This window comes from Arcicella sp. (assembly GCF_964672035.1).
On the sequence record NZ_CBABQS010000002.1, the window covers coordinates 1 to 13,621 of the forward strand.

Sequence of the window (13,621 nt, forward strand, 5' to 3'; positions counted from 1 at the left end):
AATTCAATTTTTTGTTGAAATACTTATATAATCGACAACTGAAATAATTTAATGCCATTTTTTTTTAATAATTATTAGAAACGTCATTTATAAATAATAAATTTGCAAATGACTATTTGAAGAATTAGTAAAGTATTTATACCAAAATAAAATTGGTAAATCTACCAAAAACAAGCATAAAATTCCATAAAATAGCTTAATTAGTGTATTAAATTTGGTATAAACAATATTTTAAATATTCCTCCCAATACAATGTTGACCAGTTAGAACGGAGGCTTTAAATCGTATGAAAAGAATTGCAGTATTAACATCAGGTGGAGACGCCCCAGGAATGAATGCTTGTATTAGAGCCGTTGTCAGGGGTGGACTTCATCACGGAGTCGAAATTTTTGGCATTATTAGAGGCTACAATGGATTGATTAAAGGCGATATTATTCCGCTTAATTCACAATCAGTAAGTAATATTATTCAAAGAGGCGGAACCATTTTGAAGTCGGCACGAAGCAAAGAGTTTATGACTCCCGAAGGTCGTAAAAAAGGATATGATCAACTTAAATCTCATGGCATTGAGGGTTTAGTGGCTATCGGGGGAAATGGTACATTTACGGGTGCGGAGATATTTTTCAATGAGTTTCAGATTCCAACCGTTGGAGCACCAGGAACTATTGATAATGACCTTTTTGGAACGGATTATACGATTGGTTATGATACCGCTGTAAATACCGCTTTGGATGCCATTGATAAAATTAGAGATACCGCTGACTCACACGATAGAATATTTTTTATTGAAGTGATGGGGCGTGATTCTGGGTATATTGCGGTTCAATCAGGGATTTCGGGAGGTGCAGAATCAATTTTGATTCCAGAAGAAAGACAAACAGTTGACGATATCGTAGCAACTTTAAAAGCGGGTTTTGCCAGGAAAAAATCTTCATCAATTGTGGTTGTTGCCGAAGGAGACGAAGAAGGACACGCCGCAACTATTGCCGAGAAAATTAAAAATACCATAGATGTTCCTGTGGATATCAGGGTGACTAATTTAGGCCATATTCAAAGAGGAGGAAGTCCGAGTGCATTTGATAGAATTTTGGCCAGCAGATTGGGCTTAGGAGCATTGGAAGGACTTTTAGCAGGTCATAAAAATGAAATGGCGGGTATTGTAAACGACCAATTGGTCTATACTGCTTTCCACGATACTATCACGAAGAAAAAGGAAATCAATCCTGATTTATTGAGACTTTCAGGAATTTTGAGTAAATAAGCAAGAGAAAAAAGCAAAAAGGAGGAAAGAAGAAATGGAAAAACAGAACAAATTGCTATTTTTTGTTTCTTTTCCCTCCTTTTTTATTTTTCGTTCGCTGATTTTAACAATAACCTAAAATTTTGTAAACTACGTATCCAGTCAATTCATGTATAAGGTCGTAGGCTTCAAATAGATTTAACTCTCTGGGAATCAATAAATTATCAATGGTAAAACTTCTTGCTTTCGATTTGAAAGCCGTTGGAAATGCATTAATTTTTACACCCATTTTTAGAAAACAACCCATCGCTCGTCTGGTATGAAATGCGGAGGTAAAAAGTAAATATTTAGTCCCAAATTGTGGATTTTTCTTTAAAATTTCCACTGAATTCATCGCATTTTCTCGGGTATTTTTTGCGTTTCGTTCCAAAATTATATCCTCTTTTTTTACACCTAATTCTTCCAATAATTGAGCTACTTTCATAGTTTCATCCGTAACATCTTGTCGCATAATTTTTAAGTCAGAACTTCCACCAGAAATTAGTATTTTCTTTAATTTTCCCATTTTATAGAGCCTTAATGGTTGAATAAATCTATCGGCTGTTTTGTCGGTAAATATTTGATTTTCAGATAATTGCTTATTCGTTATCATTCCTCCTGTGAGAATAATACCTACATCGTAAGGCTGAGAAATGGCATCGGGTGAAATAGGAGGGGTTTCCCACCAAAGAAAGGCTTCATTGATTAAAAAGCCATTACCGAATAGAAATATTAACCCCAAAGAAATTCTTAGACTCAGTTTTTTTGTTCGGGTGTTTTTACTAAAAATAGCGACCAATAAACCGATCAAGATTAAGGATAAAGGCATGAAAATATAGAAAAGAATTTTGGAGAGGAAATAAAACATGGCGAAAGGATTAACCCGAATTTTCAGATATGAGATAAGTAGCGTAAATTGCCACATATTTAGCTTAAATAATACACAAAAGTATGACAAATTCGTTTAAGGATTGTCATAAGTCAAATTTTGAAATTTTCAATAAAATCATGAAACTACCAATTAAATTTTTACCCATTTTACTACTACTAATTTCTTCAATTAATCTTTTTGCCCAGAAAAAAGAAGGTTTCTCGATTCATGGGAAAGTGCGTGGCATTAAAGATACTACGGTCTTTTTAGCCCACTATTTTGGTTATAATCAGCAAGTTATAAAAGATACGGCCAAAGTAGATGCGCAAGGAAATTTTCATTTTGTGGGAGATAAAACGCTTCCAGAAGGGCTGTATCTGGTGTCGTTGCCGAAAAGTAAATACATGGATATGATTATTGGAAACCAAGAATTTTCTTTTGAAACAGATACGACCAATCTGATTACAAAAATGAAAGTGACGGGTTCAAAAGAAAACGAAACATTTTTTAAATTTCAGCAGGATATGGCATCGAAATTTGAAGAAATGAGGGTTTTGGAAATGGAGAAGAAGATGGGTAATTCTATGTTGGCTTCGGGAAAAATAAAAAGACTTCAAAGTGACATCGCTGTTTTTCAAAAAGATTGGCTGAAAGCCACGGATGGAATGTTTGTGAATAAACTCATAAAAGCCTCCCAAGAGCCAGAAATTCCATCATTCGGTAAGCCATTAGTAACCAAGGCTGACTCCACCGCTTTTTATCAATATCAATTTAATTATTACAAAGACCATTTTTGGGATAACGTAGATTTGTCCGACGACCGTTTGATGCGTAGTCCATTTTTGCAAAAGAAAATTGAAAGATATTTTGATGATTTGACCGTTCAAGCATCGGATTCAATTTCAAAAGCGGTGGATTTAGTGTTGGCTCGTGCCAAAGGTCGTGACGTACGAAGGTATGTGATTTATAAGATTGCGAGTACCTATGAGAATCCTAAAATTTTGGGAACTGACGGTGCATTCGTACACATTGCGGAGAAATATTATATCGGCGAACCAGCCCTATGGGATACTTCAACCGTTAGAAAAATGAAGGAAAGAGTAGCCGTTTTGAAACCGTTATTGGTTGGAAAAACGTTGCCAGATATGTATTTGACGGATACTTTGGGAAGAGAAATTTTGATTCCTAAAATTGAGGCAGATTATACGGTTTTATTTATTTATGACCCAGAATGTGGCCATTGCCGTGAATCAGCCCCTAAATTGGCTAAAATGTATCAAGGATTGAAATCGAAGAATGTCAAAGTAATTGCGGCTTCTATTGATAGAACTCCAGCCAAATGGAAGAAATTTATCAAGGAATTTAAACTTGAAGAAATGATTCATGGGATTGATATTCATAAAAACACCCAGACGGGCAAAGAGGAATATTATACCGATTTCAAAAATAATTTCGATGTTTATGCAACGCCCGTAGTTTATATTTTAGACAAGGATAAAAAAATCATTGCAAAACGCCTTCCAGTGGAACAAATTGAAGATTTTATTGATTTCCACCGCAAGCAAACCGTTCGTGAAAAAGAGAAAATTAAGAGTGGAAAATAGTAGTTTCGATGTTTGATTTTCGTTGCTGTCCGAAAATCAAACATCGAAAATCGAACATCGAAAAATACCCATAAAAATGCCTAAAAAACTACTAACTGGTTTTATCTTTTGCCTTTTTCCTTCAATCATTTATGCACAAGGCTTCAAAATTGATGGAAGAATTAGGGGCTTGAAGGACTCCACTTGCTACTTAACGTACTATTACGAAAATCAAAATTTTATTCAAGACTCAACCGTTGCAAGTTCGGATGGAACCATCGTTTTTGAAGGTAAAAAGCCGCTCAAAAGTGGGATGTACAACGTAATGATTGGTGGATGGCAAAGTTTTGATTTGTTGATAACGGAACAAAATTTTTCTTTTGAAGCCAACCTAAAGGATATTTTTAATTCCTTGAAATTCTTTGGTTCACGGGAAAATGATTTGTTTTATAGTTACCAACAGAAAAGTGTGAAAGATGCTCTTAAAATTTCAGAATTGGTAAAAAAAACAGATTCAATCTCGGTCAATCAAATGTATAATTTGCAATACGAATCAATTCAATATAAGAATAAATTTATTAAAGCATTTGAAGGTACTTTTGCTTCAAATATTATCAAATCTACCTTAGCTTCGGATATTCCTCCCGCTCCAAAATTAGCCAATGGCGAAGAAGACCCACTTTGGGGCAATAAATTTTTTGTCGAACATTATTTTGATAACATCGACCTTAACGACGAGCGACTCATTTACACGCCGTTTTTATACCAACCCATCAAATATTATTTTGACCAATTAGATTTTTTACCCAATGATTCTTTGATTGTTTTGATGGACAAATTTTTGAGTAAATCTCGTAAAACCTCGCCCATGAGAAAATACTTGGTGAGTAAATTAGCGAATCAAGCTGAAACGAGCAAAGTGATGGGCAGAGATGCCGTTTATGCTCATTTACTCAATAAATATTACATTAATGACCCCTTAATGTGGGATACAACGACGGTTAGATTAGTGAAAGAAAGATATAAATTTCTGAAAAATTTGCTCATTGGCAGTACAATTCCCAATTTAAAAGCCACGGATGTAAACGGAAAAGAACGAGCCTTGTATGAGATGAAATCCGCTGCATTTACAATTCTGTACATTTATGCGGCTGATTGCAATCATTGTAAAAGTTTTACGCCACAATTGGTAAAGTTTATTCAAGAATATAAAGCAAAGGGAATTGAGGTGTTTGCGCCAATTTTTGGTAATAACGAAGAAACTTGGAAGGCATTTATTAAAGAAATTGGCTCAGAATCTTTTGTAAATGTGATTGATAGAACGGGGAAAATAAATCTCTATCAAGAATTTGATGCCCAATTTACGCCAACAATTTATATTTTGGACAAAAACAAAAAAATTATTGGTAAAGGAAATATGAACATTGACACAATGCGAGAAATAATAGTAAGCAGTTTGTAGTAGGCAGTTGGCAAGATTGCATTTCAAGTTATATTGATTTTGGTAGAAATTTTTCTGGATTATTAATCATGAAATAAATTAGCTTGCCAACCTCCTCGCTTTTTTCAATAAGTTCCTCATATTTCGTTCTTTCAATGTATTTACAGGATAATGAAAAATCTAACCAAACTTGCGTTTCCGTATTTTCCATGTCAGAATCAGTTAATTTGCTTATGAAATGAGCTTGATATCGTCTTTTTCTATACGCTTCACCAATACAAGCACATACCGAACGTGATGAACGTCTTATCTGGTCGGTTAATGAATACTTTTCTTCTTTTGGAAAATTATTACTAATTTTAAAAATTTCCATCGCCAACATAAACGCTTTCTGGTAAGCTAACAATGACCTAAAATCATTCATTACACATTAATTTAGTGGTTTGTAAAAAATATTACTGCGGCAAAACTGCCTACTGCTAACTAAAAACTGCCAACTAAAAATCACTTCATTTTACCACGTTTTACTAAATATGCCGACATAATTGGCTCGAAACCTTCTGCAATATCAGCCTCAATAAAATCAATTTTATACTGTCCGCAACGCAATTTTAATTCGTGATAAAATTGTAGTAAAGTCTTACGATAATCCATTTTTACTTGCGAAGGATTTAATTTTATCCGTTCATTGGTTTCCAAATCAATAAATTCGTAAGGTCGGTCTTCAAATTCAAAATCTGATTCTGTTTTTTTATCGGTAACATGAAAAATTAAAACTTCATGAAGATTATGTTTTAGATGTTGAAGTGATGAAAACAAACGATCAGATTCGTTAATGTTATCGAACATATCACTAAAAATTACGACCAACGAACGCTTATGAATACTTTCCGCAATTTGATGAATGACCTCAGCAACGGCGGTTTTTTTATTAGAAACTGGTTTTTGTAAAATTGATTCCAAATCCAAAAAAATCTTGTGTATGTGCGAAGGCGTGGATTTTACGGGTGTTTGAATTTCAATTTCAGATGAAAATGTCGTCAAACTAATGGCATCTTTTTGCTTTTGAAGCATATACGCCAAAGCGGCCGCCGCCATTGTTGAGAAGGTGATTTTGCCGTTAGTTTTCTCAGGATAATACATAGAAGAAGAGGTATCAATCAATAAATGACATCTCAAATTGGTTTCTTCTTCGTATCTTTTGGTGTAGAGTCTATCGGTTTTTGCAAAAACTTTCCAATCAATATGACGGGTACTTTCACCCGTATTATACAGGCGATGTTCGGCAAATTCTACTGAGAAACCGTGAAAAGGTGATTTGTGCAGACCCGTAATAAATCCCTCTACCATTTGTTTGGCAAGGAATTCTACATTTCCATATTCTCTAATTTTAGCTAAATCCATTATCAGTTGGCAGTTTTAAGTTGGCAGAAGGCAGTTTCCTAATTCCTCATTTTTAACACTATTTCAAAACGAAAGTACGAATATTATGCCATAACGTTGTCTGGATTAGGCATAAAAAAAGGTACAAAACTCGTCTTGTTGATGAGTTTTGTACCTTTTAAGGTCTAAAGCCAAGGTAAGCCGAGTTATTTCTTTTTTCGACGACTTTCTAAATATGCCTTTCTACGCTGTTTTGATAATTTTCTCAAATACGAACTCACTCGCAAACGCCGATATTTGAATTGAGGATATTTTCGTTTTCTCCAATCCTTTTTTAGTCGATAATATCGTTTATATTTTAATTTTGTTTTTTGATAAAACTGAGGAACAAATTTTGGCGCTGAAGTTAAACTTAATGAATCAAAAGGCTCAAGCATAATATCGCCATCAAAGCCAACGACTTTTAATTTCACTTTTGTTAATCCTACATTTTTGATTCTTAACCACTTGGCTGGATTTTCGGTAAGGTCGATAATTCTGCCAGGTTTGTAAGGCCCACGGTCATTTACCCGCACAATCACAAATCGTTTATTGACCAAATTAGTAACCTCTACCATCGTTCCGAATGGTAAAGTCATGTGGGCAGCTGTGTATTGGTTTTTTTGGAGAAGTTCGCCCGTTGAAGTTGGTCGGTCGTAAAAGTAGTCTGCGTAAAATGAGCCAATTCCGTAGGATTCGTCACCTAATTTTTGCGCTTTTGAAGTTGTGGATACAACCGCTAAGGTGAAAATAATTCCCAGAAGTTGCTTAATCATAAATTTAAATTGGAATTATTGTTTTGTCGTTTCTCACAATATCTCCCATAGTGGTTTGTAAAATTACCAATTTTCAAGGCTAAATAAAAACTTTTATTCGTTAAGTTCAATAAGTAAGCCCAATTTTTAATTTTAAGATTGTAAATAAATCTTAGCGAGCCTGCTTATTATTTTACAAATTACAGAATAGAGCAAAATCCATTTTTCGATTGTATTTTTGTATGAATTACTACTTTGATAAAACATAAGCTACAAAACACTAAGCTGCTTAACAACCTCATAAAATAAACAAAATGCAAAAAAATAATAAATTAATTCGTTACGTTTTCATCGCTTTTATGCTATTCACAACGATGTTTTCGTACTATATTTGGCAAATTACCAAAACGCCAAATTATCAAGTGGATGAAAAGAAAGGGTTTTCACTATTGATTCCCAAAGGCGCAAACTTTGAAACGGTTTGGGATTCCTTGAAAGTTAATAAAATTGTAAAAGACGAACTTTCGTTTAAGTTTTTAGCAAAATTGTTGAAGTATAAAGACAATGTGAAAGAAGGGCGTTATGTCATAAAAGCGAATATGGGCAATTATGAATTGATAAAAAAGTTGCGTTCAGGTGATCAAGATCCTATTAAGTTGACTTTCAATAATATACGCCTTAAAAGCGACTTAATTCATAAAATTGGCAATAAATTTTCTTTTGATTCAACGGCTTTAGAAAAAGTTTTGACGGATACTGTAACTGCCAAAAAATACGGATTTACCAACGAGACTTTTATGTGTATGTTTTTGCCGAATACCTACGAAGTTTTCTGGACTGATACACCCGATGAATTATTATCAACCATGAAAACATGGTACGATAAATTTTGGACCGAAGAACGTAAACGAAAAGCTCATGAAATTGGTTTAGACCCAATCAAAGCACAAATTATGGCTTCAATTGTGGAGGCAGAAACTAAAAAAGCCGACGAAAAACCACGGGTTGCGGGCGTGTATATGAATCGTTTGCGTGACCATATGCCTTTGGGTGCTGACCCAACCGTAGTTTTTGCGCATCAAGATTTCACGATCAAGAGAGTGACAAAAGCACTTCTTCAAATAAATTCTCCTTACAATACCTATAAATTTACGGGTTTACCACCTGGCCCAATCAACTTACCCGATTTAGCCTCGATTGATGCTGTATTGAATTACGAAAAACACGATTACCTTTATTTTTGTGCCAAAGAAGACTTTTCGGGGTATCATAATTTTGCCGTTACTTTTGCCGATCATTTAAACAATGCAAGGATTTATCAAGATGCTTTGAATAAAAGAAATATAATGAAGTAGGTTTTTAATTGACAATGGATAATGTGTAATTAGCTTAATAGAAAATGTTCAACGCCATATATTATGCATTATTAATTGTTCATTAATAATTGTCAATTCTCAATTATCCATTGTCAATTAAAATTATCCATTCAATTCATGTACATTCACAGAACCACGTACCGAGTAAGATATGCCGATACAGACCAAATGGGCTATGTTTATTACGGAAATTATGCCCGTTTATATGAAATCGGAAGGGTAGAGGCTTTGCGAAGTTTGGGATTTAGCTACAAAGAAATGGAAGATTCTGGGATAATGATGCCCGTATACGAAAACAAATCTCGCTTCATTGCCCCTGCTTTATACGATGAATTATTAACCATAAAAACTACGATAAATGTGCTTCCTGCGGCGAGAGTAATTTTTCACTATGAGATTTTGAATAGTTTAGAAAAGGTGGTTCATATTGGTGAAACAACCTTAGTTTTTGTTAAAATGGAAAACAATCGTTTAACCACCGCCCCAAAGGATTTATTAGCGAAATTATATCCATACTTTGAGAAATAAATGCAAATCAAATTAAGAAATACAAGGCTTTACAGAATTACCAAAATTTTTATGCAAAAACGCCACTTGCATAATACGACTGCGACTTTTTATCAAGTTTTGATGATTCTAAAAAGTAAACTTCTGAAATTTGATATCGACGTTCGGGCGGCGGCGGTGGCTTATAATTTTACATTAGCCATTTTTCCAACCATCATTTTCTTGTTTTCTGTCATCCCATACATTCCCGTTGAACACCTTGATTTACAAATTTTAAATTTATTATCGGAGGTAATGCCCGTTGGAATTTTTGAAGAAGCAAAAGTTACGATAACCGAAATTGTGAGTAAACCACGGGGAAGTATATTGTCATTTGGATTCATATTCGCCCTTTACGCTTCCACAAGTGGCATGATGGCTTTAATGACAGCGTTCAATATGACCAACGAAACGGCCGAAAAAAGAGGGTTTGTCAAGTCTCGTTTGATAGCGGTAATGTTGAATTTTATGTTGACTATTGTTTTGATGATTTCGATAATTGTATTAATCGTTGGCCGTTTTGCTGTCGATTTTCTATTTGATGAAGGGGTTTTAAACCGTGATTTTAACTTTTACATTTTTCAAATTATTTCCTATTTTGTGGTATTTTCAGTTTTTTTTGTCACTATTTCCGTCATTTATTACATTGCGCCAGCCATACCAAAACGGTGGAAATTTTTCAATTCAGGCTCCATCACGGCTTCAATTCTTACCATTATTATTACCAATTTATTTTCATATTATCTATCAAATTTTGCGTCTTATAACCGCTTGTACGGAGCCATCGGAACGTTAATTGCTTTAATGGTTTGGTTCTACTTAATTGCACTCATTTTAATTCTGGGTTTTGATATTAATGCCAGTATTGAGGAAAGTAAAGAAGCTTCTAATGGTTGAAGAATTCACGTTTTTGAGCGCAAAAAAAGCCACACTTCATAAAAGTGTGGCTTTCCAATAACCCTAACCCATAAAAATCAATGAAGACTAAGATGTCTTTCATTTTCTTATATATGATTTATGGCCAATTTCGTGCCAAGTATTAAAATTTCTGTAAATTAATTTATCATGTTACAAAATTCTCCGCTTGTTTCTGTAATTGCTCTATGTTATAATCACCAGAAGTTTGTGGAGAACTGTTTACAATCAGTTGTAAACCAAACGTATAGTAATGTTGAACTCATAATTGTAGATGATTTTAGTCAGGATAATAGCCGAGAAAAAATTTTGAATTTCCACAAAAAAAACCTTTCTGTTCAATATATTTTTAACAAAAAAAATGTCGGAAATTGTCGTGCTTTTAATCAAGGTTTGAAAATAGCGAAGGGAAAATACATCATTGATTTATCAACCGATGATATTTTGAAGCCCAATAGAATTAAAGAACAAGTAGAAATATTTGAAGAATCTGATAAAATTGGCGTAGTTACATCTGATGCTGAATATATTGATGAAAACTCAAATTGGTTAGGAAATTTTTATCAAAAAAATAATGCAGAAAATACGGGCAAGATGTATGAATTGTTGCTCAAAACCTCATTTATATTACCCGCTTCGATGATGATTCGGAAGTCGATATTAGATAATTTGGGTGGCTACGATGAAACTTTGGCCTACGAAGATTTTGATTTTTGGATACGTTCAGCCCGTATATGCGAGTACGCTCATGTACCCAAAATTTTAGTGCAACAACGAGTTATTGCGGGGTCGCATTCTTCTTCTTTTTCCTTGAAAAAAAATAACTTAATCCCTTCTACGGTCAAAGTTTGTCAAAAGGCACTGTCATTAAATGAAACTCAATCCGAAAATCAAGCGTTAATTCATAGACTGAAAGTGGTGTTGAGGAAATGCGTTTATACCCAAAATTTCGAGTCGGGCGAAGTAGTTATTTCCATGTTGAATCAACTACAAGGTCACAATTTACAAACCAGATTTTTTCGGTTCTTGAATACCATTAAATTGCCTCTGAATATGATTTATCTAAAATACATTACATTTAGAGCTTACATAAGATTTAAGTAAATCCTTGAACACCCAAACCTATATAAAACATGGCCGAGTTTATAAAATTATACGAAAAAGGGACAGATATGCGTAAAATTGAACACATTGTTTCAGTTTTACGAAGTGGAGGAGTTATTATTTATCCTACCGACACCGTTTATGGAATGGGTTGCGACATACATAATGCACGAGCGGTTGAACGAATCTGTCAAATAAAAGGCATTAAACCTAACAAAAACAATTTTTCATTTATTTGTAACGATTTGAGTAACATTTCTGACTATGCTAAAGTTTCAACTGCCGCTTTCAAATTAATGAAAAAACACTTACCAGGGGCTTTTACGTTTATTTTAGAAGGGAATAATAAAGTACCTAAAGTGTTATCTCAGAGTAAAAAAACGGTCGGAATTCGTATCCCTGATAATATTATTCCAAGAATAATCGTAGAAGAATTGGGTAATCCCATCATTACGACTTCATTGCACGATGATGACGATATTCTCGAATATCCAACTGACCCTGAATTGATTTTTGAAAAATTTCAGAATTTGGTTGACATCGTGATTGATGGAGGATACGGTAATAATATTCCCTCAACCATTGTGGATGCCACAACGGATGATTTTGAAATTATTCGACAAGGAGTAGGGTATTTGGAATAATTTTTTAGCCGATAATTTTTCATCCAAAAACGAATTATGATTTCAACTCTTTAAAATTGGTTTTCACAATGTCATTTTCATTTCGCTTGTGTTTCCATCGTCTGTGCGACCATAAATAATCAGCAGGATGTTTGTTAATTGACTGATCTAAAATTATCACAAATCGTTCCGTAATTTCACCCATTAGCAATTGATCAAATTCGTATGGACGGGCAATTTCAGTGAATTCTACTTCATAATATCCTCTTTTTATTCTTCTCATTTCTGAAAAAATTACGGGATAATCATACTTTCGGGCAATGCGTTCAGTACCTGTAAAAAAGCCTGAATCTTGGTTTAAAAACCTTGTCCAATAAGCAGATTTCCAGTTTTGTGGAGATTGATCAGACCCCAACACTAAGGCACGAGTAATGTCTTTTCTATCTACTGTTTTACGTAAAGTGTCATTTTTTTCAATCAAGGGAGAAATAGAGAATCTACTTCTGATAAATAAAGTTAATTTATCAAAAAGTGGACTACTGAGCTTTTGGTAGACAATATCCATTGGAATGCCCGTCAAGTTCAAAGGGTGAAGTAGCCACTCCCAATTACTGATATGCCCCGTCACGATAACTATCGACTGATTTTTATCAGTATAATTTTTAATAACGTCAAGATTTAAGATTTTCACTCGTTCGCTTATTTCTTCTTTCGAGATTGAATATCCCTTCAAGAATTCAATGAAAAGGTCAGCAATGTGTTTATAAAAATCTCTGGCAATTTGATTTATTTCCTCCTCCGTTTTAGTGGGAAAAGAGTTCCGTAGATTCTCAAAAACTACTTTCTTACGGTATCCTACGACCCGATAAATTATAAAATAAGCAAAATCAGAGATGCCATAAAGCACAAAAAAGGGTAACTTTGAAAAGTATTTAAAGAAAAGCATATTATAAAGTTGAAGGTTTATGAGGTTAGTAATTTATGAGTTAAATGATACTTGTAAACTCATAAACTTTTAGACTCATATACTAAAAAACTAAAATGACTATTGATTTACAGTATTTTCCCAGTCTCGAATATTTTTGTACTTTGCTCAAAAACGAAGCAATAATTATTGAAGCGCACGAATATTTCGAGAAACAAAGTTACCGAAATCGTTGCATAATTCAGACAACAAATAAAATAGATACTTTAACCGTTCCGGTGCAAAATGGGAATAAAAAAGTTTTAATTAGAGATTTAAAAATAGATTATTCGCAAGATTGGAATCGAAGACATTGGGGAGCAATTCATTCTGCTTATGGTAAATCACCTTTTTTTGAATTTTATTCAGAATATTTTAAAATAATTTTAGACAAGAAACCTGACTTTTTGTTTGATTTTAATTTTGAAATCCTGACAATTTGTCTGAAACTTCTTCGTCTCGAAAAAAAAGTTATATTTACTGAAAATTATCAAAAAAACGTTGAAACTGATTATAGAGGGCTGATTCATCCAAAAAGAAATTATGAATTGAATAATCTCTATCAACCTTTCTCATATCGGCAAAACTTTGGCAATGAATTTGTGCCTAATTTGTCTATTCTTGATCTATTATTTTGTCAAGGAAATCAGTCATTATCGGTTTTGAAAGAGTCTTTTACAAAATGAACAAATCGGATTAAAATACCGTTAATATTAAAAAAAACATCAACTCAAAAACTCTT

The 13,621-nt window shown here is 33.7% G+C and carries 14 protein-coding genes; 9 read left to right on the top strand and 5 right to left on the bottom strand.

Annotated elements, in window-relative coordinates:
• Nucleotides 1-286: 286 nt before the first annotated feature.
• On the top strand, nt 287-1,261 hold the full coding sequence (gene pfkA / locus AC1W31_RS00665; protein WP_481732462.1) for a 6-phosphofructokinase: 975 nt from the start codon (nt 287-289) through the stop codon (nt 1,259-1,261).
• A 103-nt stretch (nt 1,262-1,364) separates the two neighbouring features.
• Here pfkA and AC1W31_RS00670 read toward each other — a convergent pair whose 3' ends face one another.
• Entirely contained in the window at nt 1,365-2,204 is an 840-nt protein-coding gene (locus tag AC1W31_RS00670) for a YdcF family protein (protein WP_481732463.1), read from the bottom strand.
• 83 nt (nt 2,205-2,287) lie between these two features.
• Here AC1W31_RS00670 and AC1W31_RS00675 point away from each other — a divergent pair, with 83 nt between their 5' ends.
• Both AC1W31_RS00675 and AC1W31_RS00680 read left to right on the top strand, forming a co-directional pair.
• Nucleotides 2,288-3,754: a DUF4369 domain-containing protein gene (locus AC1W31_RS00675; protein ID WP_481732464.1), complete on the top strand. Its 1,467-nt coding sequence runs from the start codon at nt 2,288-2,290 to the stop codon at nt 3,752-3,754.
• Between the two features lie 76 nt (nt 3,755-3,830).
• Nucleotides 3,831-5,195 (top strand): redoxin domain-containing protein, encoded by a 1,365-nt coding sequence (locus tag AC1W31_RS00680; protein WP_481732465.1) that lies wholly within the window; start codon nt 3,831-3,833, stop codon nt 5,193-5,195.
• A 28-nt stretch (nt 5,196-5,223) separates the two neighbouring features.
• On the opposite strand, the gene AC1W31_RS00685 is transcribed toward AC1W31_RS00680, so the two are convergent.
• The 3 genes from AC1W31_RS00685 to AC1W31_RS00695 all read right to left on the bottom strand — a co-directional run bounded on the left by AC1W31_RS00685 (nt 5,224) and on the right by AC1W31_RS00695 (nt 7,372).
• Entirely contained in the window at nt 5,224-5,598 is a 375-nt protein-coding gene (locus AC1W31_RS00685) for a four helix bundle protein (RefSeq protein ID WP_481732466.1), read from the bottom strand.
• An 80-nt stretch (nt 5,599-5,678) separates the two neighbouring features.
• Nucleotides 5,679-6,578 (bottom strand): DUF58 domain-containing protein, encoded by a 900-nt coding sequence (locus AC1W31_RS00690; protein WP_481732467.1) that lies wholly within the window; start codon nt 6,576-6,578, stop codon nt 5,679-5,681.
• Nucleotides 6,579-6,763: 185 nt separating this feature from the next.
• Nucleotides 6,764-7,372, bottom strand: coding sequence for a septal ring lytic transglycosylase RlpA family protein (locus AC1W31_RS00695; protein ID WP_481732468.1), 609 nt, complete (start codon nt 7,370-7,372; stop codon nt 6,764-6,766).
• Between the two features lie 293 nt (nt 7,373-7,665).
• Here AC1W31_RS00695 and mltG point away from each other — a divergent pair, with 293 nt between their 5' ends.
• The 5 genes from mltG (at nt 7,666) to AC1W31_RS00720 (ending at nt 11,936) form a co-directional block, all read left to right on the top strand.
• Nucleotides 7,666-8,706, top strand: a complete 1,041-nt coding sequence (gene mltG, locus AC1W31_RS00700) for an endolytic transglycosylase MltG (protein ID WP_481732469.1) — start codon at nt 7,666-7,668, stop codon at nt 8,704-8,706.
• Between the two features lie 138 nt (nt 8,707-8,844).
• A complete protein-coding gene (locus tag AC1W31_RS00705; RefSeq protein ID WP_481732470.1) occupies nt 8,845-9,255 on the top strand; it encodes an acyl-CoA thioesterase in 411 nt (136 codons plus the stop codon).
• A 51-nt stretch (nt 9,256-9,306) separates the two neighbouring features.
• Nucleotides 9,307-10,170, top strand: a complete 864-nt coding sequence (locus AC1W31_RS00710; protein ID WP_481732471.1) for a YihY/virulence factor BrkB family protein — start codon at nt 9,307-9,309, stop codon at nt 10,168-10,170.
• Nucleotides 10,171-10,338: 168 nt separating this feature from the next.
• Nucleotides 10,339-11,292, top strand: coding sequence for a glycosyltransferase family 2 protein (locus tag AC1W31_RS00715; RefSeq protein WP_481732472.1), 954 nt, complete (start codon nt 10,339-10,341; stop codon nt 11,290-11,292).
• Nucleotides 11,293-11,321: 29 nt separating this feature from the next.
• Complete coding sequence (locus AC1W31_RS00720) at nt 11,322-11,936, top strand: L-threonylcarbamoyladenylate synthase (protein WP_481732473.1); 615 nt, start codon at nt 11,322-11,324, stop codon at nt 11,934-11,936.
• Between the two features lie 34 nt (nt 11,937-11,970).
• Here the strand turns inward: AC1W31_RS00720 and AC1W31_RS00725 are convergent, their stop codons facing one another.
• On the bottom strand, nt 11,971-12,861 hold the full coding sequence (locus tag AC1W31_RS00725; protein ID WP_481732474.1) for a lysophospholipid acyltransferase family protein: 891 nt from the start codon (nt 12,859-12,861) through the stop codon (nt 11,971-11,973).
• 95 nt (nt 12,862-12,956) lie between these two features.
• Here AC1W31_RS00725 and AC1W31_RS00730 point away from each other — a divergent pair, with 95 nt between their 5' ends.
• Nucleotides 12,957-13,565 (top strand): WbqC family protein, encoded by a 609-nt coding sequence (locus AC1W31_RS00730; protein WP_481732475.1) that lies wholly within the window; start codon nt 12,957-12,959, stop codon nt 13,563-13,565.
• Nucleotides 13,566-13,621 lie beyond the last annotated feature (56 nt).